This is a genomic window from Thermosynechococcus vestitus BP-1 (assembly GCF_000011345.1).
GTDB lineage: Bacteria > Cyanobacteriota > Cyanobacteriia > Thermosynechococcales > Thermosynechococcaceae > Thermosynechococcus > Thermosynechococcus vestitus.
Genome location: NC_004113.1, coordinates 1,090,292 through 1,113,697 on the forward strand (window position 1 = coordinate 1,090,292; position 23,406 = coordinate 1,113,697).

The 23,406-nt window shown below is 53.9% G+C and carries 28 protein-coding genes and 1 tRNA gene; 19 read left to right on the forward strand and 10 right to left on the reverse strand.

Features of this window, described 5'->3' with window-relative positions:
• Positions 1-33 precede the first annotated feature (33 nt).
• The 3 genes from TLL_RS05310 to TLL_RS05320 all read right to left on the reverse strand — a co-directional run bounded on the left by TLL_RS05310 (position 34) and on the right by TLL_RS05320 (position 1,039).
• Positions 34-252, reverse strand: coding sequence for a hypothetical protein (locus TLL_RS05310; protein WP_011056894.1), 219 nt, complete (start codon positions 250-252; stop codon positions 34-36).
• A gap of 2 nt (positions 253-254) precedes the next feature.
• Positions 255-908, reverse strand: a complete 654-nt coding sequence (locus TLL_RS05315) for a DUF3318 domain-containing protein (RefSeq protein WP_011056895.1) — start codon at positions 906-908, stop codon at positions 255-257.
• A gap of 57 nt (positions 909-965) precedes the next feature.
• A tRNA-Pro gene (locus TLL_RS05320) sits at positions 966-1,039 on the reverse strand.
• Between the two features lie 845 nt (positions 1,040-1,884).
• Between TLL_RS05320 and rsmD the strand changes: the two genes are divergently transcribed.
• The 4 genes from rsmD (at position 1,885) to TLL_RS05335 (ending at position 4,570) form a co-directional block, all read left to right on the forward strand.
• Positions 1,885-2,433, forward strand: a complete 549-nt coding sequence (rsmD, locus tag TLL_RS05325) for a 16S rRNA (guanine(966)-N(2))-methyltransferase RsmD (RefSeq protein ID WP_011056896.1) — start codon at positions 1,885-1,887, stop codon at positions 2,431-2,433.
• Positions 2,434-2,636: 203 nt separating this feature from the next.
• Positions 2,637-3,599, forward strand: coding sequence for an aldo/keto reductase (locus tag TLL_RS05330; RefSeq protein ID WP_011056897.1), 963 nt, complete (start codon positions 2,637-2,639; stop codon positions 3,597-3,599).
• 21 nt (positions 3,600-3,620) lie between these two features.
• Positions 3,621-3,797, forward strand: a complete 177-nt coding sequence (locus TLL_RS12635) for a hypothetical protein (protein WP_165442183.1) — start codon at positions 3,621-3,623, stop codon at positions 3,795-3,797.
• 2 nt (positions 3,798-3,799) lie between these two features.
• Positions 3,800-4,570 carry a cobalt-precorrin-6A reductase gene (locus TLL_RS05335; RefSeq protein ID WP_011056899.1) on the forward strand — a complete coding sequence of 257 codons (771 nt, stop codon included), beginning with the start codon at positions 3,800-3,802 and terminating at the stop codon, positions 4,568-4,570.
• On the opposite strand, the gene ilvD is transcribed toward TLL_RS05335, so the two are convergent.
• Genes ilvD through TLL_RS05350 form a run of 3 tightly spaced genes read right to left on the reverse strand, consistent with a single transcriptional unit; the run spans position 4,567 to position 7,563 of the window.
• A complete protein-coding gene (ilvD, locus tag TLL_RS05340) occupies positions 4,567-6,249 on the reverse strand; it encodes a dihydroxy-acid dehydratase (protein ID WP_011056900.1) in 1,683 nt (560 codons plus the stop codon). The two genes, TLL_RS05335 and ilvD, sit on opposite strands and share 4 nt — an antisense overlap.
• Positions 6,250-6,290: 41 nt before the next feature.
• A complete protein-coding gene (locus TLL_RS05345; protein ID WP_011056901.1) occupies positions 6,291-7,268 on the reverse strand; it encodes a stage II sporulation protein M in 978 nt (325 codons plus the stop codon).
• Positions 7,258-7,563 carry a hypothetical protein gene (locus TLL_RS05350; protein WP_011056902.1) on the reverse strand — a complete coding sequence of 102 codons (306 nt, stop codon included), beginning with the start codon at positions 7,561-7,563 and terminating at the stop codon, positions 7,258-7,260. The genes TLL_RS05345 and TLL_RS05350 overlap by 11 nt, the downstream gene beginning before the upstream one ends.
• A gap of 87 nt (positions 7,564-7,650) precedes the next feature.
• Between TLL_RS05350 and TLL_RS05355 the strand changes: the two genes are divergently transcribed.
• Positions 7,651-7,998 carry a hypothetical protein gene (locus TLL_RS05355; protein ID WP_011056903.1) on the forward strand — a complete coding sequence of 116 codons (348 nt, stop codon included), beginning with the start codon at positions 7,651-7,653 and terminating at the stop codon, positions 7,996-7,998.
• Here the strand turns inward: TLL_RS05355 and mtnA are convergent.
• From mtnA to TLL_RS05370, 3 genes are all read right to left on the reverse strand, one after another.
• Positions 7,995-9,062 (reverse strand): S-methyl-5-thioribose-1-phosphate isomerase, encoded by a 1,068-nt coding sequence (gene mtnA / locus TLL_RS05360; protein WP_011056904.1) that lies wholly within the window; start codon positions 9,060-9,062, stop codon positions 7,995-7,997. The two genes, TLL_RS05355 and mtnA, sit on opposite strands and share 4 nt — an antisense overlap.
• A 93-nt stretch (positions 9,063-9,155) precedes the next feature.
• Complete coding sequence (locus tag TLL_RS05365; protein ID WP_231833838.1) at positions 9,156-10,103, reverse strand: asparaginase; 948 nt, start codon at positions 10,101-10,103, stop codon at positions 9,156-9,158.
• A 44-nt stretch (positions 10,104-10,147) separates the two neighbouring features.
• Entirely contained in the window at positions 10,148-10,639 is a 492-nt protein-coding gene (locus TLL_RS05370; protein ID WP_011056906.1) for a CGLD27 family protein, read from the reverse strand.
• 1 nt (position 10,640) lies between these two features.
• Here TLL_RS05370 and TLL_RS05375 point away from each other — a divergent pair, with 1 nt between their 5' ends.
• From TLL_RS05375 to pgl, 14 genes are all read left to right on the forward strand, one after another.
• Positions 10,641-10,805 carry a hypothetical protein gene (locus tag TLL_RS05375; RefSeq protein WP_164920810.1) on the forward strand — a complete coding sequence of 55 codons (165 nt, stop codon included), beginning with the start codon at positions 10,641-10,643 and terminating at the stop codon, positions 10,803-10,805.
• Between the two features lie 29 nt (positions 10,806-10,834).
• Positions 10,835-11,449, forward strand: a complete 615-nt coding sequence (locus TLL_RS05380) for a precorrin-8X methylmutase (protein WP_011056907.1) — start codon at positions 10,835-10,837, stop codon at positions 11,447-11,449.
• A complete protein-coding gene (gene rimM, locus TLL_RS05385) occupies positions 11,430-11,981 on the forward strand; it encodes a ribosome maturation factor RimM (protein WP_011056908.1) in 552 nt (183 codons plus the stop codon). The genes TLL_RS05380 and rimM overlap by 20 nt, the downstream gene beginning before the upstream one ends.
• A gap of 198 nt (positions 11,982-12,179) precedes the next feature.
• Positions 12,180-15,053 (forward strand): translation initiation factor IF-2, encoded by a 2,874-nt coding sequence (gene infB / locus TLL_RS05390; protein ID WP_011056909.1) that lies wholly within the window; start codon positions 12,180-12,182, stop codon positions 15,051-15,053.
• 63 nt (positions 15,054-15,116) lie between these two features.
• Entirely contained in the window at positions 15,117-16,037 is a 921-nt protein-coding gene (locus tag TLL_RS05395) for an ABC transporter substrate-binding protein (RefSeq protein ID WP_011056910.1), read from the forward strand.
• Between the two features lie 157 nt (positions 16,038-16,194).
• Positions 16,195-16,320, forward strand: coding sequence for a hypothetical protein (locus TLL_RS13040; RefSeq protein ID WP_269441370.1), 126 nt, complete (start codon positions 16,195-16,197; stop codon positions 16,318-16,320).
• Positions 16,320-16,598 (forward strand): ABC transporter permease subunit, encoded by a 279-nt coding sequence (locus tag TLL_RS12740; protein WP_011056912.1) that lies wholly within the window; start codon positions 16,320-16,322, stop codon positions 16,596-16,598. Before TLL_RS13040 ends, TLL_RS12740 begins: the two co-directional genes overlap by 1 nt.
• A 17-nt stretch (positions 16,599-16,615) precedes the next feature.
• Positions 16,616-17,728, forward strand: a complete 1,113-nt coding sequence (gene egtD, locus TLL_RS05405; RefSeq protein WP_231833839.1) for an L-histidine N(alpha)-methyltransferase — start codon at positions 16,616-16,618, stop codon at positions 17,726-17,728.
• A gap of 71 nt (positions 17,729-17,799) precedes the next feature.
• Complete coding sequence (locus TLL_RS05410) at positions 17,800-18,396, forward strand: ATP-dependent Clp protease proteolytic subunit (protein WP_011056914.1); 597 nt, start codon at positions 17,800-17,802, stop codon at positions 18,394-18,396.
• 25 nt (positions 18,397-18,421) lie between these two features.
• Positions 18,422-18,877 (forward strand): hypothetical protein, encoded by a 456-nt coding sequence (locus TLL_RS05415; RefSeq protein WP_011056915.1) that lies wholly within the window; start codon positions 18,422-18,424, stop codon positions 18,875-18,877.
• A gap of 10 nt (positions 18,878-18,887) precedes the next feature.
• Positions 18,888-19,361, forward strand: coding sequence for a Tic20 family protein (locus tag TLL_RS05420; RefSeq protein ID WP_011056916.1), 474 nt, complete (start codon positions 18,888-18,890; stop codon positions 19,359-19,361).
• 63 nt (positions 19,362-19,424) lie between these two features.
• Positions 19,425-19,541: a photosystem II reaction center protein I gene (locus TLL_RS05425; protein ID WP_011056917.1), complete on the forward strand. Its 117-nt coding sequence runs from the start codon at positions 19,425-19,427 to the stop codon at positions 19,539-19,541.
• Positions 19,542-19,762: 221 nt separating this feature from the next.
• A complete protein-coding gene (locus TLL_RS05430; RefSeq protein ID WP_231833840.1) occupies positions 19,763-21,565 on the forward strand; it encodes a DUF3769 domain-containing protein in 1,803 nt (600 codons plus the stop codon).
• Positions 21,566-21,577: 12 nt separating this feature from the next.
• Positions 21,578-22,303: a 6-phosphogluconolactonase gene (gene pgl / locus TLL_RS05435; RefSeq protein WP_011056919.1), complete on the forward strand. Its 726-nt coding sequence runs from the start codon at positions 21,578-21,580 to the stop codon at positions 22,301-22,303.
• On the opposite strand, the gene mutY is transcribed toward pgl, so the two are convergent.
• Positions 22,300-23,406 carry an A/G-specific adenine glycosylase gene (gene mutY, locus TLL_RS05440; RefSeq protein WP_011056920.1) on the reverse strand — a complete coding sequence of 369 codons (1,107 nt, stop codon included), beginning with the start codon at positions 23,404-23,406 and terminating at the stop codon, positions 22,300-22,302. The two genes, pgl and mutY, sit on opposite strands and share 4 nt — an antisense overlap.

Consider the following 23,406-nt stretch of genomic DNA (forward strand, 5'->3'; position numbering starts at 1 on the left):
TCGATCGCCCTGATCGAGGTTTTTTGGCGTTACTTAGGGAAGACTATCGTTCTTTTGGGAACGTTGAACACCCCGAAGCTGTCGCCCAATCTGTGGTAAGAAGAAAAGCAAAAAGGCAATTTGAGCCGTAAAGACCCAGCCATAGTACCGCAGCACCGGATGTAAATTCCACTGGGCCATGAACCCTAGACTGGCCACTGTCCACAGGAGAATGATGGTTGGCAGCAGCAGTTGGCGTTTTGGGCGAGCCATGACTAGGATCCTGCTGGAGTGTCGTTTTGCATGGCCTGCATGCGAGCCTTCGCTTTGGCTGCACTCTTTTTCAGGGCCTGCAGGCGCAGCTCATAGTGTTTGCGTTGGCGACGATTGGGGGCCTGTTCAATCAGGAGCTTGAGGGCACTGCCAAGGCTTTTGTAGGCGTTGGGCAGCTCGTAACCAAAACGCGTCGCAAGGGCGATCGCTCGCTCATCAGCGGCAATAGCTTCCTTGAGAACCTTTTCACCATTATTGCGCTGGTAAAGCCGCCAGCCCGAAAAGCCACACAGCCCAAGCGCAAGGAGCAGGAGTAGGCCATCCTGTACCCAAAGTTCTCCCACAGCCCCCCCCAGACCAATCGCCAGTGCGGCCATTTCCCAGCCATCGCGAGGAATCGTGTCATTTTGAATACGGGCAACCTCATGCCAAAAGAGGAGGTTGCGCTGATCCTTGGCCAATTGATCCCAACGTGCTAAATCAATTTGAATTTCCACCTCATCTTTGCCGATTTCCTCGCAGGTAATGAGGGGAGGATTCACCCCACTGGCTGGTTCGATCATCACCCAGCTTTGCAGCTCTGGTGGCAAGAGAGATTTGAGACGGCGCAATTCTGCTAAATCAGAACGGGCAACTGAGGATGCAGCCGAGGTCATAGCACAACACAATCCTAGGGTATTTCTTACCTATCTTAACAGTTGTGTGCTGACCAATCGGGATGACAGGATTTGAACCTGCGACCCCTTCGTCCCGAACGAAGTGCGCTACCAAGCTGCGCTACATCCCGATAACTTATCTAAGATAGCATTTGCTGGCTTTTTGCTCAATTGAGTAGGGGAGATTGGACAGCAAGGAAATTTGGGCCAACTTTAGTCCATCATTCGAGCTAGAGCCGCTAAAACCCCCTCTAGGAAAAGCGTTGAGAAATTTGCTCTATGGCGGCACCACAATCGGTCAACCAAAACCAGTCAAGCACATCAGATGCGCTTCCTTGGGCTCTCTTGCGATCGACGGCTAATACTTCTACAGCCGAGCTAAAGGCAGCACAGCTTTAGCTACCGCGAATGACCGATGGCCAAGGAGAAGAGCATCGCCCCTCTCAACTGGGCTTAGAGTTTGGGATCACCTGAGATCGAGTGTTTCCCTGATTTGCTTCCCTAGACAGCTCTAGCGCAGCAGCAAGGCGCTTCTGTTCTGATTCCCTTAGCTCCACTCCTATGGGATTTTTAATCTCATTAAAAGACTTTTATAAGTCTAACTATCTCATACGATATTAAATCTTACCAACTGACCAACACGAGCAAGAACACTGGTTCTCTGGAACAACAGCAGCCTTTTACCTGAATAAAACTCAATGATTGGATCGGCGCAACGGGCCAGAGTCTTTTGTTGATGGATGAGGTAACTGAACAATGTACCCAAATCAAAGCAGCCACGACAGTGAAGTCAGCACCCTTCCCCTAGAAAACAGGTGCCGCTTGAGAAAGTGTCATGTGCCGCTCTACAGGTTCCCAGATACCCAGAGTATGGTTGACTTAGTGAGGAGTGATTCGCAAACAAAAGTCCTAGGGTCGAAACACGGCAAGACTCCTAGGGCTTTTTATTTTGGGCTCAAGCCGTTACCTTAAAAATATGCCTTTGCGAATTTCGGGCCAGCGATCGCTCAAAACCCTTCCCGGTCACCGTACCCGTCCCACAAGTGCCAAAGTTCGCCAAGCGATTTTCAATATCTGGCAGGGTCGCCTACAGGGATGTTGCTGGCTAGATTTATGTGCTGGTACCGGTGCAATGGGAGCGGAAGCCCTACTGCGCGGTGCCCAGTGGGTAGTGGGTATTGAGCAGTCTCCCCAAGCCTGCCAAATCATTCGTGAAAACTGGTCAGCCCTTGCCCAACCCCATCAGCGCACCCTGGTTTTGCGGGGGGATGTGCGCCAGAAGTTGCCTCAAGTCCCGATGCCGCAGTTTGACTTGATTTACTTTGATCCCCCCTACAATAGTGATTTATATCTACCCGTTCTCCAGTTGCTTTGGCAGGAGGAGCGTCTCAATCCTAAGGGGGAAATTGCCGTTGAGTGTCGCACAAAAAATCCACCCGATCTAGAGGGGATTCTGGCGATCGGCTGGCAGCAGCAACGCACTAAAACCTATGGCAGCACAATGGTCATTTTTCTGAGCCGTTAGACTGATGAGCAGCTTTTAGCTCCCAGCACTAGCCCCTGAAAAAGCTCTATAGTTGCAGGAGATGGCGGATCGCGGTAGAGTGACAATAGCGTTTTGCACAACAGGATTGCCATTACTATAGTTCGGCGCAAATCCATCAACTTTGTTACAACATTCACCCTATCCTCCCAAGACGCCTACTGTTGCAGTGATTCAATGATGGTATGCAAACCCGTTCCCTTGGTCGCACAGAGATTCAAATCACACCCCTAATTCTTGGCACGTGGCAAGCGGGCAAGCGTTGGTGGGTTGGCATTGAAGATGAAGAGTCTATTCGCACCATTCGTGCGGCTGTGGAAGCAGGGATGACCACGATTGATACGGCTGAAGTCTATGGGGAGGGTCATTCAGAGCGGATTGTGGCTGCAGCCGTGGGAGACTTGCGCGATCGCTGTGTCTATGCAACGAAAGTCTTTGCCAACCACTTGCGCTACAAAGACGTGATTGCCGCCTGCGAGCGATCGCTCCGTAACCTCAACACCGACTACATTGATCTGTACCAAATTCACTGGCCAGCCGGTTCCTTTGGCTCAGAAATCGTGCCCATTGAGGAAACCATGCAGGCAATGGTGGAGTTGCAAGCGGCCGGCAAAATCCGTGCCATTGGTGTCTCCAACTTCTCCCGTGCCCAACTGGCTGAAGCAATGCAGTATGGACGCATTGAGAGCGTCCAGCCCCCCTATTCCCTCTTTTGGCGCTGGGCAGAAGCAGAATTAATTCCTTTTTGTATTGAGCATGAGATTACGGTTTTAGCCTATTCTCCCCTTGCCCAAGGGCTGCTGACGGGGCGCTTTGGTCCGGGTCACCAGTTTGAACCCGAAGATAACCGCTCTAAAAACCAACTCTTTCAGGGGGAAACCTATGCCCGTGCCCTTGAAGCGATTGAGTTAATGAAGCCCATTGCCACCAGTTTAGGCACAACGGTAGGGAACTTGGCATTGGCTTGGCTCCTCCATCAGCCACAAACCTGTGCCATTGTCGGTGCCCGCCATCCAGAACAAGTCCGGGAAAATATCAAAGCGGCGGATCTGCCGTTGGATAGGTCCATCTTGGCCATGCTCGATGAAATTAGCCAGCCAGTTATTGCCACCCTGGATCCAGAGAATCCAGTAATGTGGAAGTGGTAGTTCAGATTCACGGCTGTGTTTATGGAACTCCTTGGTCTTGCTGCCATTGTTCTCTACTTCTTTATTGCGCTGCGCTTTTGGCAGGGTTTTCATCGCACCTATTACAGTCAATCCCGCTTTGTCCTCAGTGTGCTCTGGTTGCCGCTGCTGTTGAATAAGTCCTACCGTCAGAACTTTCGCCGTGCCCTCCTAGGATAGGTGTGGCTTTCTCCCTGTGGTTAATTGGCGGTACCCAGGAGAGCCGCTGGATTGCTGAGTGCATTGTTGGCTATGGCATCCGCTGCTGGGTAACCGTGACGACTCCTGCGGCCTGCCATCTCTATGCCCCCCATTCCCTCCTACACTGCCATGTTGAGCGCTTTACCCCCCAGGGCGCCCGTGAGTTTATCCGCCAGTGCTCTATTCAAGCGGTTGTGGATGCTTCCCACCCCTTTGCGGTGGCAATTTCCACCCTGGCTGTGGCCATCAGCCAAGAACTGGGGTTACCCTACCTGCGCTTTGAACGCCCAGAGTCTGCTCCCACCACCGGTCTGGTTACGGATTTGCCAACCCTGCTGTGCAGCAACCTCTTGGTGGGTGAACGGGTGTTACTGACCCTAGGGGTCAAGCATTTAGCGGCCTTTGCACCCCTTCAGGGGCAGGCGACCCTTTTTGCTCGGATTCTGCCCACGGTAGCCGCCTTAGAAACTGCCTTGGCAGCGGGGTTCGATCGCCAGCGGTTAGTTGCCATTTTTCCACCTGTGTCGCGGGAGCTAGAGCGTGCCCTCTGGCAACAGTGGCAAATTACAACGGTGGTCACCAAGGCCTCGGGTACCGAGAGTGAGCAGATCAAGCAAACCCTTGCCCATGAACTGCAGGTGAAGCTGATTACGCTGCAACGGCCGCCGATGGTTTATCCGCGGCAAACGAGCGATCGCGCTGGCATCGAGGCCTTTTTGCAAGAACTTTTGCAAGAACTGTCGCCTTCCTAGACAAAGCGATCCGTCACCGCTCCCAGACTACTAGAGGACACTAGTTTGGCATATTTAGCCAAGACACCACGGGTGTAGCGAGGGGCAGGGGGCTGCCATTTAGCCCGCCGCGCCGCCAGTTCTTCCTCACTGACATTCAGTTGTAGGAGCCGCCGATGGGCGTCAATGGTAATCGAATCTCCCTCCTGCACAAGGGCGATCGTCCCACCAACTGCCGCTTCCGGCGCCACATGACCGACGACCATGCCATAGGTGCCTCCGGAAAAGCGACCATCGGTAATGAGGCCAACACTATCCCCTAAACCCGCACCAATAATGGCAGAGGTGGGAGCCAGCATTTCCCGCATCCCCGGACCGCCGACGGGGCCTTCATAGCGAATGACAATGACATCGCCGGGGTTGATCTTGCCCGCCAGAATGGCGTCAAGGCAGTCTTCCTCGGAGTCAAAGACGCGGGCAGGCCCGGTAATTTGGGGATTTTTCACCCCGGAGATTTTGGCTACAGCACCTTCGCTGGCTAGATTGCCCTTGAGAATAGCCAGGTGACCCGTGGCATACAAGGGTTGATCAAAAGGACGAATCACATCTTGGTTGGGGTCGGGGGTATCGGGCACATGCCGCAGCCGCTCGGCAATGGTTTCTCCAGTAATCGTTAGGCAATCCCCGTGGAGCAATCCGGCATTGAGGAGCATTTTCATGACTTGGGGAATGCCCCCTGCCCGATGTAGATCCGCAGTGACGTATTTACCCGAGGGCTTGAGGTCGCAGAGAACGGGCACCCGCTGGCGAATCGTTTCAAAATCATCAATGGTCAAGGGAACCTCGGCACTGTGGGCGATCGCCAGAAAATGCAGCACGGCATTTGTGGATCCCCCCACAGCCATAATCACACTGATGGCATTTTCAATGGATTTGCGGGTAATAATGTCACGGGGGCGAATATTTTTGCGGATTGCCTCCACCAGCACCTTGCCCGCCAACTCAGTGCTGTCAGCTTTTTCGGCATCTTCCGCCGTCATCGTTGAGGAATACATTAAACTCATGCCCATGGCCTCAAAGGCCGAGGACATCGTATTGGCTGTGAACATCCCGCCACAGGAGCCCGCCCCCGGACAGGCATGGTGTTCAATGGCATGGAGCGTTGCCTCATCCATTTTGCCGGCACTAAACTGACCTACGGCCTCAAAGGCGCTGACAACCGTAAGGTCTTGCCCCTGCCAATGACCGGGCTTAATCGTACCCCCATAGACAAAAATGGCTGGAATGTTCATCCGTGCCATGGCAATCATGGCGCCAGGCATATTCTTGTCACAGCCACCGATCGCCAGCACCCCATCCATACTCTGGGCATTACAGACAGTCTCAATCGAATCAGCAATCACATCCCGCGAGACCAAAGAGTATTTCATCCCTTCAGTGCCCATGGAAATACCATCGCTGACCGTAATGGTGCCAAACAATTGCGGCATCCCTCCCGCGGCCCGAATTCCTGCTTCGGCGCGACTGGCAAGGGCAGCAATCCCCATGTTGCAGGGCGTAATTGTGCTGTGGGCACTGGCCACCCCCACAATGGGCTTGTTAAAATCCTCGTCACCAAAACCCACGGCTCGCAGCATGGCTCGGTTGGGGGTGCGTTGAATGCCTTCTGTGATGATGCGACTGCGCCAATTTTCTGCCATAGTGTTCTCGCGATCGGCCTAAACGTCAATAAAGCATCCTTCTATTTTCTCTCACCCGTGGGCGATCGCTCTATGGGCCAAGCCAAATAAACCCCTAAGGCAGCAAACAACCCTAGACCGGAAAGATACTTCACAGCGTTGGGAATCAGAGGATTGGGTGACCAAAAGCCCTCAATAATACCCGCAATCACCAGCAGTGGCACAATTCCAAACATCAGTTGCGCCGCTAAGGTACCATTGCGTTTCAAGGCACTAAGGCGAGGGTAGCGCCCTGGAAAGAGAATTGCCTGCCCCAGGAGCAAACCAGCTGCGCCGGCCAGAAAAATTGCAGGCAGCTCGAGGGCACCGTGGGGGCTGACAAAGGCCCAAAAGGGATACCCTAAGTTGTGTTGTGCCACAAGGGCAGCGATCGCCCCAATGTGCAGACCATTGTTCCAAAGGATGTAGAGGGTTCCCAGGCCGCCCAGAATGCCTCCCGCGACCGTTGCCAAAGCCACACTCAGGTTATTCGTCATAATGGCACTGGAGGCCAAGGGTTCAATCCCCACAATTGCTCCCGTCCACAGCTTGCCCTCCTTTTCCACGCGGGAGAGGATGTCTGCGGGCACCAGCAGTTCCAAAAACTGGCGATCGCGCCAGCCATAGCCCCAAGCGATCGCAGCGGCCACCAGAAACACCCCCAAAGCCAAGGCCGTATAGATCCATGTTTGCTGGACAACCGCCGGGAAGCCCCGCTGAAAAAACCACCAGACCTTGCGCCCCTTTTGGGAGTGCGGACTCTGATAGATCTGACTGTAGCTCCGCAAGGTGAGACCCTGTAAATAGTTGACGATGCTACTGCCCAAGCGGCGAGTTTTTGCCCGCGCCAAATCGGCACTGACAAGGCGGTACAACTGACTGAGGCGGCAAATTTCCGCTGCTGACAAGCCCCGAATTCCTTCAATTTCGGCACGGTTGAGCAGTTGTTCTAGCTCTAGCCACCGGGGCTCCTGCCGGATCAGCCAACGTTCAACGTTCATGGGGATCGGATGCCTCTTGAACCAGTCCCAAAAAGGACTCTAGACGCTTACGGGGAATGTAGGGCCAGCCACCATTGGTTTCAATATCCCGCAGTAGTTTATAGAGGGCTTGGCGATTGGTGGGCAAGGCTGCCTGAAACTGATTATCACAAATTTCACGGTGCAATTGCTCCAAAAGCCGCAGCAGTGCCAACAGATCATGGACATTCCCATTGGCTTGGGCCGCTGCCATACGGATACGTTCAGCCAGGGCATTGAGATCGGTGCTGGTCAAAGGAGAGGGCGAGGACACCATTTTTTCTATAAAGGTTTTTGAACTGAGAATAACGATGTTTTAGCACAGTTGCTACGATCGTGGGAGCAAAGAAAGAGGTTTCTGACAATGTTTCGGACCTATATCGCCCTGGTGGGGGCAGCCACCTTCAGCCTAGGTCTGGCGATCGTGCCGCCTGCTTGGGCAGAACAGGAAGTGGAAGTGGCTCGCGATAGTAGAGGTCGTGTTTACACCGCCGACATGGACTCCCGTCGTTTTTACACCAATGGCCATGGCGTAACCCAGGTTGACTTTATGCTCTCCACCCGTGGAGATGACTACTGGCATAGGGCAACTGCCTCCTGTGATCCTTACGACGTTAAAAGTGAGTATTACGGCTGGAGTTGGAGCGGTAAAAGAAGCTATCCTGCCGACACGATAGCAGGGGCTATTGTCCGTGCAGTCTGCCACGATTAGCCTGATACTGCACCAATTCCCCGTGCGAGATCAACGGGAGCAAAGACCCCTAGCTCGGTGATAATGCCGCTAATTAAATGGGCAGGGGTAACATCAAAGGCAGGATTGTAAAAATCCACGCCAGCGGGAGTAATACGGCTAAACCCCACCTGATAAATTTCTTGGGGGTGGCGCTCCTCAATGGGAATTTCCGCCCCAGTGGCAATGCTGGTGTCAATTGTCGAAAGGGGCGCGGCAACAAAGAAAGGAATGTTGTGGGCCTTGGCGGCCAGGGCAACGCTGTAGGTGCCAATTTTGTTGGCGGTATCGCCATTCAGGGCAATGCGATCCGCCCCTACGACCACAGCATCAATCATCCCCCGCTGCATACAGTGGGCGGCCATGGTATCAGCAATCAGGGTGACGGGAATGCCCTCTTGGACACATTCCCAAGCAGTTAGTTTGGCCCCTTGAAGGCGGGGACGGGTTTCATCGGCATAGAGCCGCTCTAAGCGACCCGCCGCCCAAGCTGCCCGAACCACCCCTAAGGCTGTTCCATAGCCTGCTGTTGCTAGAGCACCCGCATTGCAGTGGGTAAGGAGGCGCAATTTCTCGGGAGTTTTCGGCAGAACACCAAGGCCGTTTTTGCCGATGGCTTGGCAGGTTTGCACATCTTCACGGGCAATAGTTTGTGCTGTTTCAAGGAGGTGTTGCTGCAGTTCCTCAAGGGTGGGGGTGGGTTGTTGGGCTGCGGCTAGCAGGCGATCGATCGCCCAAAATAAATTCACTGCGGTCGGGCGGGTTTGGCGTAATTGCGAAGCAATATTCTCAAGGTGGATTAAGAAGCCCTCGCGATCGCTGCCCCTGTATTCCCGTGCTCCCAAGACCATGCCAAAGGCTGCTGCCACACCAATTGCGGGTGCACCCCGGACAATCATCGTCCGAATCGCGGTGGCCATCTCCGCTGCCGTGGTGATCTCCCGGAGTTCATACTGTTCTGGCAAGCGAGTTTGGTCAATTAATTGCACCCGATCGCCCGCCCACACCACAGGAAAGATGGTTCCGACATTTGCTGTGACAGCCACAACAGCCTCCCTAGGTTTATCTCAATCGACTACTCATCATAGCCTGGGGTAAAAATTCCCTTGAACCGTTAACACGCAGCCAGCAATCAACCCCTAGGCAAAGGTCAGTTCACCATTGACCTCGAGGCGGGTAAATTGGTTGGGAATCAGAAACTGCTCCCCCAAGGCCTCCGCCACACTGGGGGTAATCCAGCCTAGTTGCTTCAACAGTTGAATGGCAACGGCATATTTGGCACGCTTGGCACCATCACTGACCTTGATTGCCAATCCCATGCCTTCCCCCACCCGCGCTACACATTGAATCCCCTCAGCCCCAGACTTACTGAGAATTTCCCCCTCCGTCAGGCGCATCAGCTCACTATCAAAGGCACCGGGGCCTGCAACAAAATCAGGGTGGTGGGTCATGGCGCGAACGACGCGCTCCATTGCCCAGTCATTGCCAGAGGCAAGTTGGCCGTAAAGGGTAGCCATCTGCCCCAGTTGCATCAAGTACGTGGGCGCTCCACAGTCATCGTGGGCACAGATAAACTCGGCGGCGGGCATTTTCAGCAGTTCGGCCACCTTGGCGAGGATGAGAGTCTGAACGGGGTGATGTTTGTGCAGGTAGCTTGCCAATGGCCAATTGCGCTGTTGACAAACCGCTAGCATCCCCGCGTGTTTACCCGAACAGTTGTGCTGCAGTGCCCCTTGGCGGCCGGGGGGAACGGGACATTGCAAGGCGGTGGGATCCACATCGGCACGCCAGAGGATGTTAAAGACTTGGCGTACTTGCTCAATACGCCCTTGGTGAGAGCTACAGATAATCGCAAGGTCGCGATCGCTCAAATCAAACCGCTCCATTGTTCCCGTTGTCGTCACTGCCAAGGCCTGCAAGGGCTTGAGGGCAGAGCGGATAAAAGCGGCGGTTTCAGCATTTCCGGCAAGGGCAAGAATCCGTCCCCGGGCATCACAGACAACGGCATGGGCATGGTGGTGCGACTCAACAATCCCTTCCCGCAGTAAGTAAACATCGAGGGTAGGAGCTTGGGTGCGTTTGGACATTGGTTCGGTCATGCGGGTAAGTGAGCAAGAATATTCGGCAGCAGCTACAGAAGTGCCCAACCAAGGGCAAGTCCCAAAGAAAAGATCACGAGCGCCAAAAGGGTCACCTGTAACCGTTGCAAAATCGGGCGCAACTCGTAGGTATAGATGAGGCGGTCCTGAGCCAATTCCGGTTCCGGCTTTTGCCATTCTTGACCGTCATACCAACCCGTTTCTTCATAAACCACGGTGGGACGTTGCAGGCGATCGCCCACGTAGGCCCAACCCAACACAAGGCGCAGGAGAATGAGTAACAGCAGGACATTGGCTCCTAGGGCAGCGGCCAAGAAGGTGTGAAAGGGGGCCTCCTTCAAAGAAAAGCTGGCGATCGCCACCGGTCCACTGACGAACCAAGCCATGCCCCACAGCAGCAGCAAACGCCGTTGAAAACGCGGCCGCGGCCAACTCGACCATTCAAAAAACCAAGAGGCTTTGAGGTCACGATACTCGTTAATTGGTCGTTGATCTGCCGGAACGGGACAGAGACTCTGAGACACAGTGGCACAAGTTTCAGAACGCTGTTTCCAGCATACCAGTCTCGCTGAAATCGTGGATCGCCCCAGTGTGCATGAAATTGGGCGATCGCCCCTTACACTAGAGGATGGCACTCCAACCCTGCGTCTAGCGGGGAAAACTTTGCTGCTATATGAATTTATTCCCTAATTCCCTTGCGACACCTTAGATGACCTTAGATGGAATGGCACCATTTTGATGTTACGCAATTACGCCTGATTGATCAGTTGCTGGCTGGGCATCACCTCAGTCCAGCACAGTACGATATTACGCGCCGTGTGATTTATGCAACGGGGGATTTAGAATACCAAAATTTGATTGTCTATTCAGAGCAGGCTTTGCAATCTGGTGTGGCTGCCCTTGCTGCTCATACCCCGATTGTGGTGGATGTGACAATGGTGCAGGTGGGGCTGCTCTCCTACACCCAAAACACCTTTGGCAATCCCATTTACTGTGGGGCAGAAACCTTCACCCGTCCACAGCAGGAAAAGTCTCGCATTGCCTTTGGTGTTGAAACCTTGGCACGACGGCATCCCACGGCGATCTTTGTTCTTAGTAGTGATCATTCAGCCCTAGAACCCCTCCTGACTTTGGTGGAGGCTCAGGAAATTCGCCCTGCCTTAATTATTGACGCTGCCCCTAATTTTCTCCCCCCCACCTTAGATCGCCTGCAAAACTCTTGGGTACCCCACATTGCCATTAAGGGTTCCAAGGGGGGCGTGAGCGTTGCCACAGCAATTATGAACGGTTTACTGAAGTTGGCTTGGACGGCCTATGGTGACCCCCTTCCCTGAGGTGAGTGAGTGGCTCTGTATTGGTCAAATCGTTGGTGCCCACGGCCTGCGGGGCGAGGTCAAAGTCAAGCCCTTTAGCGATTTTCCCGAGCGCTTTACAGTGCCCGGTTGCCGTTGGTTGCGATCGCCCCGGCAGCCCCAACCCTATGCTGTTACCCTCCTCCGGGGCCGATTTTTACCCCGTGCCGAACAGTTTGTGGTTACCTTTGCAGAAATCAGCGATCGCACCGCAGCGGAGGCGCTCAAGGGGGCAGAAATTTTAGTCCCCGCCAGCGATCGCCCACCCCTTGCGGCTAATGAATACCACCTCATGGATCTGATTGGACTGGCGGTCTATCACCAAGGTGAGCGGGTTGGCGAAGTCGTGGGCCTGGTCAATGCGGGCAATGACCTACTGGAAGTGCAGTTACTCGACCCTGCCCCAAAAGCCCCCCAATCGGTGTATATTCCCTTTGTGCCAGCCATCGTCCCGGTGGTTGATCTGGCAGCCCGAAGAATTGAAATTGATCCCCCCTTAGGGCTGCTGCCCTGATCAATTGCTACCAAAATCGTTAATAATAGGGATACTTGTACTTTTTAGTCCCGACTCTTGAGAGTATTGTTGAGTGAGCTGCCCCAACCCATTCCTTAACGTCTATTAATTCCAGCTGAGGGTAGTCTTTACCTGAGCGATCGCGATCGCCCTACCGTTTGCCCCTGCAGAGAGATTTCAGAGCCTTTGAGAGACAGCATGAGTATTGGTAAAGTTCGCATCTATGACCTATCAAAAGAACTCAACCTAGATAATCGGGATTTATTGGCGATCTGTGAGCAACTGGGGATTGCCTATAAAAGCCACAGCAGCACAATTTCCGATGCCGATGCCGATCGCATTCGCGAGGCTGCCAAAACCTATCAACCCCATAGCGCCTCTCCCCGTAAAGTTTCAAAAACATCCCCCCCTGTGAAGAAAGCCCCAGCCCCCCAAAAAACGCAGCAAATTGTTGCTGTGCACACCCAACCTCGCTCTGAGACACCAGAAGCGCCCAAGCCTCAATTACAAAAGCCCCCGGCTCGCCCCCAACCACCGCAAGCGCCTACGCGACCTACCCCCCCTGCGCCAGTTGCTCCAAAGCCAGTGGAACCTGTGGCTGCCAAGCCCCCTGCACCCCCCGCAAAACCCGAACCGACGCCACCGCGGCCCGTGCCCACTTTAGTTCCCCCACCCACCCGCCCCACCAAGAAAGAGGAAAAAGTCGCTGCGACTCCCCCACCCCGTAAGGAGCTAAAGGAACCCCCCAAAAAAGAAAAGGGGGCGATCGCTGCCGCCAAACCCAGCAGTCAAGATCGCATTGAAATTGTCCAGCGGGCCGTTCCCCCTGCCCCCGCCAAGCCCCCAGAAATGGCCCCCAAACCAGCCTTACCAGAACTACAACCACCCCCCAAACCCGTGCGGGCACCCAATCCGCCAAAGCCCGTCACCGAAACCGTTGAGGTACTCGATGACAAGTCCGTTAGCAAAGTCATCAAAGACCGCCACCGTCACAAAGACTTTGATGAGGAAGAGAGCAAACGAAAATCCTCCCGTGTCGTCAAATTGCGCGAAGAAATCATTGACGAAGAGGAAGAACTAGAACTCACTAGCCGTTTGGTCGGGGTACACCAAGTAACGGTTGATGTGAGTCAATCCCTGCAACGGCCCCCCAAGCCCAAGGTTCCCCGTCCGGCCCGCCCCGTTACACCAGCGGCAAAAACCGAAAAAAGCAGCGAGAAAAAACAATCCCGCCATCGCGATCGCCGTCCTGAAGAACCAGCGGAAGCACCCCCACCCGATCACATTACAATTGCAGGCCCGATGTCGGTGCAGGAATTGGCCACTTTAGTGCGTCGCCCCGAGGCAGAAATCATTAAAACTCTCTTCTTTAAGGGAATTGCCGCCACCATCAACCAAACCCTTGAGGTGGAAACGATTGAACTGGTGGCCAAGGAATTGGGGATCACGGTCGAAACCGCAGAGCACAAAGTCGAGGCCACAAAAGTCACTGAAATGCTGGAGTCGAGCGACCTTGATCACCTGCAACGGCGTCCGCCTGTGGTCACAATTATGGGTCACGTCGATCACGGCAAAACCACCCTCCTCGATGCCATCCGCAATGCCAAGGTTGCCCAAGGGGAAGCAGGCGGCATCACCCAACACATTGGCGCCTACCACGTGGATGTCGAACACAACGGCGAGAAACATCAGGTGGTCTTTCTCGACACCCCCGGTCATGAAGCCTTTACCGCCATGCGGGCACGGGGGGCACGGGTCACCGACATTGCCGTTCTCGTCGTTGCTGCCGATGATGGCGTACAACCGCAAACCATTGAAGCCATTAGCCACGCCAAGGCAGCCAAGGTTCCGATCATCGTCGCCATTAATAAAATTGACAAAGAATCTGCCCAACCAGAGCGAATCAAACAGGAACTCACGGAATACGGTCTAGTCCCCGAAGAGTGGGGCGGCGACACCATTATGGTGCCCGTCAGTGCTCTGCAACAGCAAAATCTCGATACGCTCCTGGAAATGATCCTGCTTGTGGCAGAGGTCGAGGATCTCTACGCCAATCCCAACCGCCCCGCCAAGGGCACCGTCATTGAAGCCCACTTGGATCGGGCCCGAGGACCCGTGGCCACATTGCTGGTACAAAACGGTACACTGCGGGTCGGCGACATTTTGGTGGCGGGTGCCTGTTTTGGTCGGGTTCGCGCCATGATTGATGATCGCGGGCAGCGGGTCGAGGCAGCAACCCCCTCCTTTGCCGTCGAAGTCTTGGGTCTGGCAGAGGTCCCTGCTGCGGGAGATGAATTTGAAGTCCTCAGCGATGAAAAAGCCGCCCGTGCCCTTGCAGAGGAGCGAGCCGCCGCCCAACGGCAATCCCGCCTTGCCCAAGCCGCCGCCGCCCGCCGCGTCTCCCTTACCTCCTTGTCTAGCCAAGCCCGCGAAGGGGAACTCAAGGAGCTCAATCTCATTCTCAAAGCTGACGTTCAAGGTTCGGTCGAGGCCATTTTAACGGCCCTCAACCAACTGCCCCAAGATCAAGTGCAGTTGCGGGTTTTGTTGGCGGCCCCCGGCGAAATTACCGAAACCGATGTTGACCTTGCCGCCGCCAGTAGTGCCGTCATCATTGGCTTTAATACCACCCTTGCCTCAGGAGCACGCCAAGCGGCGGAGCAGCACAACGTTGATATCCGGGAATACAACATCATCTATAAGCTCCTTGATGATATTCAAGGGGCAATGGAGGGGATGCTGGAACCGGAACTGGTGGAGGAAGAACTGGGTCAAGCAGAAGTGCGCGCTATCTTCCCCCTCAGCAAAGGAGTGGTGGCCGGCTGTTATGTCCTCAATGGGAAGCTGGTGCGCAACTGCAAAGTACGGGTGCTGCGCCAACAACAGGTCATTCACACGGGCATCTTGAGTTCCCTCAAACGCCTGAAGGACGATGTCCGCGAAGTTGCAGCCGGCTACGAATGTGGTGTGCGCTTGGATGATTTCCAGCAATGGCAGGAAGGAGATATTATCTATGCCTTCCAAACCGTAACAAAACGTCGGAGTCTTGGCAGCGGTAGTGATAGAAACTAAACTGAGGCAGAATTGATACTTGAAACTCTAAATTCATGATCAACCTGCTCTGAGGAGAGGGCTATGGGACTGCGCCGTCGTGCCTTTTTGCGCCGTGTGGCCCAGGGAATGGGGGCGATCGCGATCGCCACAGGGAGTAAAACCCTACTCACGGCCTGTGTCGGTAATGTTGATTCAACCTCTGGAACCTCAACTACCGGCACCGTCTCTAGCAAGGGTGTTCTCAATCCTGGTACATTGGCTTGGGGAGCTGAGGCCACTGGTGGTGCTCCCTACGTTTTTTACGACCCTGATGATCCCAGCAAGTTAGTTGGCTTTGAGGTGGAAATTGCCGACGCGATCGCCCAACGGATGGGGGTCAATGCCGTAGCCGTGGCTAGTTTCTACGATCAACTGTCTGCTGGCCTTGCGGCCAATCGTTTTGACATGATTCTCAACGGTTGGGAAATCACCTCTGATCGCGAGCGCAGTCAACTCTTTTCCCAGCCCTATTATCGCTATGGTCAGCAGATCGTTGTCCGCGCCAATGACTCCCGCTTTGAGCAATACACTGCCACGAGTGAAGTCACCCTTGCGAATCTGGCGGGCATGACCGTTGGCACTGGCCTTGGCTACAAAGCCCAAGAAATTCTTGAGCAAGACCCGAAGATTGAAGCTCGCCCCTACGATGACATCTCAGCCTTTTTTAACAATCTTGTTGAGGGACGCATTGATGCTGTGATGGTAGACTATCCAATTGTTGCCTACTACGTTCTTGGTGTCGGTCCAGGGGGCACGGTCAACAATCGTCTGCGTCCAATTGGTGTGCCCATTTTTTTGAACAACTATGTCATTGCCTTTAACAAAAACAACCCCCAAGCCAAAACCCTTAAGGCAGAGGTTGATCAAGCCCTTGATCTCCTCAAGAAGGACGGCACATTGCGCCGTATCTACGAAAAATGGCAAATATGGAATGATCAGCAGAGGCAAATTGGTATTGTTTAGGCAGTTGGAACAGGCATAATCCAAAATCTGCAATGAAACTCATCCCAGCTGCCCTATCGGCCTTTTTGCGGGGGTCAGTGAACACACTCATTGACTGCGGTTTTACTGCGGTATTTCCTTTCCCCTAGCAGTATTGCTAGGCATTGTGCTGGCAGCTATGACGGCCTCCCCCTTTTTGTTGCTGCGCCGGCCAGCTCTTGGCTTTATTGAGCGAATGCGCAATACTCCCATGATCAGCCAACTGCTCCTACTCTACTACGGTGTCAGTGCCGTGTTGACCTAATGAACCTTGCAACTTGGGTCAATGCTTGGACAATGGGAGTAACAAGCCTAGCACTGAACTATGGCGCCTATGAAGTAGAGGTCTCTCGTGCCGGCTTGCAAGCGGTAGATGTGGGTCAACAGGAAGTTGCCCTCTCCCTAGGCGTGGGTCAACAGCGAGGATTTGTGCGCATTACTTTGCCCCAAGCCATTCAAATTCTGAGCCTGACCTTGGCCAATGACCTTATCGATATGCTCAAGGATTGGGCCATTGGCAGTGCGATTGCTGGTGTGGACTGAACCTCAGGAATGCGGCTGTGGGGGATTCGCATCTATGCCCTCGCCTCAATTTTTTACCTGCTCATGAGTTTGCCGATCCCGTGGTGGGGGCGACGTTTGCAGCAGCGGCTAGAGGCTACAATAGCCTAAGATTTGCCCATCCTGGAGCCGCTTTCCCTGTGAGCGATCGCCTGCACCTGACCCACTTATCCAGTCTCACCCCACAACAGGAGGGCCAAGATGTCATCCGCGGTCTGACTCAGCAACCTAAATCTCTCCCCTCCTACTATTTCTACGATGCTGCGGGATCACACCTCTTTGAGGAAATCTGTGAGCTGCCGGAATACTACCCCACTCGTACAGAATTGGGCATTTTAGAGACTGCCGCCGGGGCGATCGCCCAACTCACGGGCGCCTGTGAACTTGTGGAACTGGGAAGCGGTAGCGATCGCAAGATTCGCCTCCTCCTGTCCGCCTATGCTCAAGTCCAACCCCATCTTTACTACCGTCCCATTGATGTCAGTAGCTCGATCCTCAAGACCAGTGCCATGGCGCTTCTTGCCGATTACCCCCAGCTCAGCATCCATGGCCTTGTCGGCACCTATGAAGTAGGTTTAGAGCACCTACCACCCCCCTTAGCACCCCGCCGCTTGCTGTGCTTTCTCGGTAGTACAATTGGCAATCTCTCCGCCAGGGAATGCCCGGCCCTCTTTCAACAGATACATCGAGTTCTTAAGGAAGGGGACTACTTTCTGCTGGGGGTGGATCTCATTAAAGACACAAGCATTTTGCTTCCTGCCTACAACGATGCCCAAGGGGTGACGGCTGCCTTTAACCGCAATATTCTCTATCACCTCAACTGGCGCTTTCAAGGAAATTTTCAGCCCGAAGCCTTTGCCCATCGCGCCATCTATAACCCAATTGCCCAGCAAATTGAAATGTATCTAGATTCGCAACAGTGGCAAACCGTTACCTTGGCGGCCCTTGATTTTCACTGCAGGTTTGCTGCTGGTGAACCAATTCTCACCGAAATTTCCCGTAAGTTTGACCTTGCTGCCCTCAAGGAGGCATTAACTGCTGCTGGATTTCGATGGATCAACGCCTTCACTGATCCTCAACAGTGGTTCGCCCTTTGCCTTTGCCAAGTGTAGGGCGAAGGCTCTAGGAATAGGTTAGAATCAGGGAGAAAAGCGGCGTTGATAGCTCAGCGTGGAAGGATTCTATGCCCATCGGAGTACCCAAAGTCCCCTACCGGCTGCCCGGTGAACCCTACACCCAGTGGATTGACATCTATAACCGTCTCTATCGCGAGCGGATTATTTTCCTAGGTAAAGAAGTGGATGATGAGATTGCCAACCAAATTGTGGCGGTGATGCTCTACCTTGACTCCGAAGATCCGGGCAAGGACATCATGCTCTACATCAACTCCCCGGGTGGTTCCGTCACCGCCGGTATGGCAATTTACGACACGATGCAACATATTAAATCCGATGTCGTCACTATCTGTGTAGGTCTGGCTGCTTCGATGGGGTCTTTCCTCCTTGCAGCTGGCACTAAAGGCAAGCGGTTGGCACTCCCCCACTCCCGCATCATGATTCACCAGCCCTCTGGTGGCACCCGTGGCCAAGCAACGGATATTGAAATCGAAGCTCGCGAAATTTTACGGGTACGGCGGCAACTCAATGAGCTCTATGCCTACCATACGGGCCAGCCCCTTGAAAAAATTGAGCGGGACATGGATCGCGACTTCTTCATGTCCGCTGAGGAGGCGAAAAACTACGGCCTGATTGATCGGGTGATTGAGGAGCGTTCCAACTAGTCTGCCCAAAGGAGCTATCTAAGATGTGATTGAGGTACTGAGGCTTATGATGTTGCGATCGCCAAAGCGTGCCATGGGTATTGGCTTATCGGTGGGCAGTCTCCCTGTTATTGTGGGTACCCTGATTGCACTGGCAACAGCTCAGCCAGTGCGTGCCCAAGAGGCCAGTCTTCTGCCGCCAGAGATGATGAAAACCACCGTTGAGCAGATGAGTGATGCCCTTGCACAATATGTCTCAAGGGCGAGTTGCGCCGATATCACCCAGTTGATCCAAATGCTGCCCACCAATAGCAGTAATCCAGCCCCTGATCCGAACTCGATTATTGGTGCGGTCATGCTCTCGATTAAGAACAGCCCCGAGCTGCAATCCATTATTGCCTCGCGGGTAGGGCCACCCTTGATTAGTAAAACGATGGAATGCAACATGATTTCCCCCGAACTCCTAATGGAGGTGATGAGTCGATCCCCCTCTACACCCTAAGGAGCAATCTATGAGTTGGCGTGCCACCACCACTGTGCCGGATCGTATCTTCGCCAGTTTAGCCTATCTACTACCCCTATTTTACGTCATGCCCTTTGGCGGCTTTTTATTTGAGCTATTTCCGCCGCTGCAAGCATTGGTGTGGGTGGTACTGCCCGTTGCCTTAATCTACTCGATTCCCTTTGCGGGGCTACTCGTTTTTATGCTCCTGTACCTGCTGGTGGTACGCAACAACCGTGTGAGTCTCTTTATTCGCTACAACACGATGCAAGCCCTGTTGATGGGGATTGTGCTGTTTATTGTCCAACTGCTGGTACAACTCCTTCTCCGCATTGCCAGTTTTGACCTCTTGATTAAAGTGCTCTTCAACTTTATTTTTATTGCCACAGTTATTGGCGTTGTCTATGGGGTGGTGCAGTCTGTGCGCGGCATCTATGCCGAAATTCCCACACTGTCAGAGGCTACAAAAAGCCAAGTGTTTTAGGGGATGCGAGGAAGTCCCTCATCCCGTATGATCAGAAGTTGACGCTACGAAAAATACAACATCATGGAAACACTCAAAATTACCGTTTATATCGTTGTCACCTTCTTTGTCCTACTGTTTGTTTTCGGGTTCCTCTCGGGTGACCCAGCGCGTAACCCCAAGCGTAAGGATCTCGAGTAATCCTCGCCAAAGGGGGCAGGCATCGGGTAACCTAACTAGGCAGTGGTCGTGAGGAAGTTGGACCGTTGTTGTTCTTACCCCTTTTTGCTAGTCTGCCCCCTCCTACACAACCCGCAGAATTGACAGAGGTTATTGGCGCCTCACAAGCAGACTTACTTGGAACAACGGTAGTCCCTGATCTCAGCAATACAGCACCGCTCAGCTCTGAGCCGCCACCTGATTTGACAGCTCCCCTGCGCCTTGGGCAGGCAAATCCTGAAACCCCCGTTGTCCGTGATCAACCCTTAGAGGTGACGGCCGATCGCCAGGAGTTTGACCTGCTGCGGCGACTGTTTAATGCCATTGGCAATGTTTTCCTTCGCTTCAAGGAAGCTGAACTCACCGCTGATCGCATTCAAACGGATATTGACGCCCAAATTCTTGTGGCGGAAGGGAATGTGACAATCACCCGCGGTGATCAAGTCCTACAGGGCGATCGCTTGGAGTATAACCTGAGGCTCGATCAAGGCTCCCTCACTAATGCCCGCGGCGTTGTCAATACTGCTAGGGTGGATCGGGACTTGAACCTGATCCTTTCTCCTGACGCTCTACCCCCTAGCACCCTCCCCGGCCTTGGCCAACAGCAGACGGCGACCGAAGCTGCTGCCACGGAAACCTTTGATCGGCTGCGCTTTGAGGCCGATCGCTTGGAGTTTGATGGCCGCCGTTGGTTTGCAACTAATCTGCGCATAACCAATGACCCCTTTAATCCTCCGGAACTTGAAGCACGGGCACAGCAAGCAATAGCAGAACCCCTTGGCGGTGCCGATGATGAAACCCTGCTCAAAGTTCGACGCGGCAGGGTTGTTTTTGATCAGCGCGTGGCTTTACCCATTGTCCTGCGGCAATTTGTTGTGGGTCGTCCCTATGAGATTCTACCCTTTGAGTTTGGTTATGATGAGCGCGATCGCGGTGGGCTATTTCTTCTCTATCGCTATAGAGCAATCAATACCCCCAAGACGCAAGTCACTTTCTTGCCATCCATTTATCTAGAACGAATCATTAGCAATAACTTTAATTTCTTTGATGCCAACAGTTATGGTGGGGCGATCGAAGTGGGGCATCGCTTCACTTCCCAAACCCGCCTACGGAGTTACGGTTTCTTGAACACCTTAGACCCCAGTGATTGGCCGCGTACCTCACGGGCAGGAATAGACCTGTTCCACAATCTTGATGCGCGAAATCTGCTGACTCTGTCTGCCATTTATCGCCAGCGCGTCTTTAATCGTTCCCTTGGGGAGCAGGAAATTAGCAGTAGCTTTGGGGGCACGCTCAGTGGCACAGCCCTTCCCCTAACTCAAGGCCTAGTCCTCAATTATCTGGTGGGAGGACAATACGTCACAGCGGCCAGTGATGATCCATCCCTACCCCCTAAGCCAAGCCTCGGCCGTCTTCAAGCTGCCGCCAGTCTTAACTGGGCCATGCCCCTTTGGCGGGGTACCCCCCTACCGCCGACACAAACCCAAGGGCTGCGCTATAGCCCACGTCCCGTCCAACCCTTCCTGGAGTTTTATACTCAGTTGGGTGGTGCAGCTAACTACTACACCAATGGCAGTACCCAACCCGCCTTAGTGGCGGGGGCAGGTTTTCGCGGTCAAGTGGGTCATTTTTCCCGCAACTGGTTGGATTACACAGGTTTTGATCTGGGATTTACACAGACGCTGAGTGAGCCATCCTCGCCATTTATTTTTGATCGTATTACTGACTTCAGTGTTTTGAATGTGGGATTGTTACAGCAGATTTACGGTCCTCTGCGAGTCGGAACACAGATGAAAATTAATGTGGACACGGGCCGGATCTTTGATACAGACATCATTGTGGAATATAGTCGGCGCACCTATGGGGTGATTTTTCGCTATAACTTGGATAATCGGCTGGGTGCGATTCTATTTCGTATCAATGGATTTAACTGGCGCGGCAATGCGGACCCCTTTTCCAGTCCTGGACGGGGCACCGTCACGGATGGTGTGATTCGCTCCAATTAGAAGGATGCTTCTATGGCAACACCCAATGGACGTGTTTTTCCAAATTTGGCTGCCCTGACGACGGCGGCAAAGCAGTTTGTTCTTGAGCAGGCAAGGGGGGCGATCGCCCAACGAGGACGATTCACCATTGCCTTAGCTGGTGGTAACACACCCAAACCCCTCTACGAAAGCCTTGTTGGTGCGGATACTCCTTGGTTACAGTGGCATGTTTTCTGGAGCGATGAACGCTATGTGCCCCTCGATCATCCCGATAGCAATGCGGGGATGGCCTTTCGGGCATGGCTCCATCATGTACCCATTCCCAGAAACCAGATTCACCCAATGCCCACGGCGGATGCGGATCCGCAGACCGCTGCCGATCGCTATGGGCAACTCCTGCGCCAAACCTTTGGCACCCCTGAAGGGGAATTTCCCAGCTTTGATCTGATTTTGCTGGGGATGGGGCCCGATGGCCACACGGCTTCCCTTTTTCCCCAGACAACAGCCCTGACGGTGAGCGATCGCCTGATTACCGTGGGCAACAAGGATGGTCAGCCCCGCCTGACGTTTACCGTCCCCCTGATTAACCATGCCCGCCAAATTCTTTTTCTCGTGAGCGGCGCTAATAAACGAACGGCCCTACGCCATATTTTTTCCGGCACCGGTGATCCCTCCCTCTATCCGGCGCGGCTGATTACTGGCAATGCCCTTTGGTTTTTGGATGAGGCGGCCGCTGAGGGTGTCGTTGAAAATCCCTAGGCGGTGGGCCTGCCCCGTTCGTGAATGGCCTGAATAATCGCGGTATTGGCTTTGGGGAAGGGAAACTGCTCCAATTCCTCAGGGGTCACCCAACGGATGGCATCGCATTCCAGGGGCTGAGGAGTGCCTGAAAGATGCTGACAGTAGTAAACATGGAGCGTTACCCGAAAATGGGTATAGGCATGATCAATGTCAATCAGGTGTTCACCAACACGAATCTCAATCCCCAATTCCTCACGAATTTCCCGCTGAATACATTCCTGAACCGTCTCATTGGGTTCAATTTTGCCCCCCGGAAATTCCCATAGTCCCCCCAATAGACCCGTCGGTGGCCGGCGATCGATGAGAATCTGACCGGTGGCATTCCAAATCACCGCGACGCCAATCTTTTTGTGGGGTAAGGGGGAACGGCTCATTTTGCGAGGAATCTCATGGGTTAACTGGTGGCGATGGGCCAAGCAATGGTGCTGCCAAGGACAAGCATGACAGAGGGGGTGGCGGGGTGTACAGATCGTTGCCCCCAGATCCATGAGGGCTTGATTAAAATCGCGGGGAGACTGGGGACACAGGAGTTGTGCTGACCACTGCCACAGTTGGGCTTCCGCTTGCTTCGGGGGAACCGTGAGTCCGTAAAGACGGGCAAGAACCCGTTTGACATTGCCATCGAGGATAGGCTGTGGTTGGTTGAAGGCGGCACTCAGGATCGCACCTGCGGTACTGCGCCCAATTCCCGGTAATGCCACCACGGCCTCGTAGCTGCGGGGAAATTCGCCGGCGTGATGGGTCATGATCTGTTGGGCAGCGCGATGTAAGTGCCGTGCCCGGGCATAGTAACCGAGTCCCTGCCACAATTTCAGAACCGTTTCTAGCTCCGCGGCGGCCAAATCAGGAAGGGTGGGAAAGGTGGCCAGCCAACGCTGGTAGTAGGGAATCACCGTGGCCACTTGGGTTTGCTGGAGCATGATTTCTGAGACCCAGATGGCGTAGGGATCGCGGCTGTGCCGCCAAGGTAAGTCTCGTCCTTGCTGTTGATACCAATTTAAGAGGGCAAAACGAAGGGCAGGTAATGGGTACCCGCCCCCACTGTCCTGTACCGTTGGCAT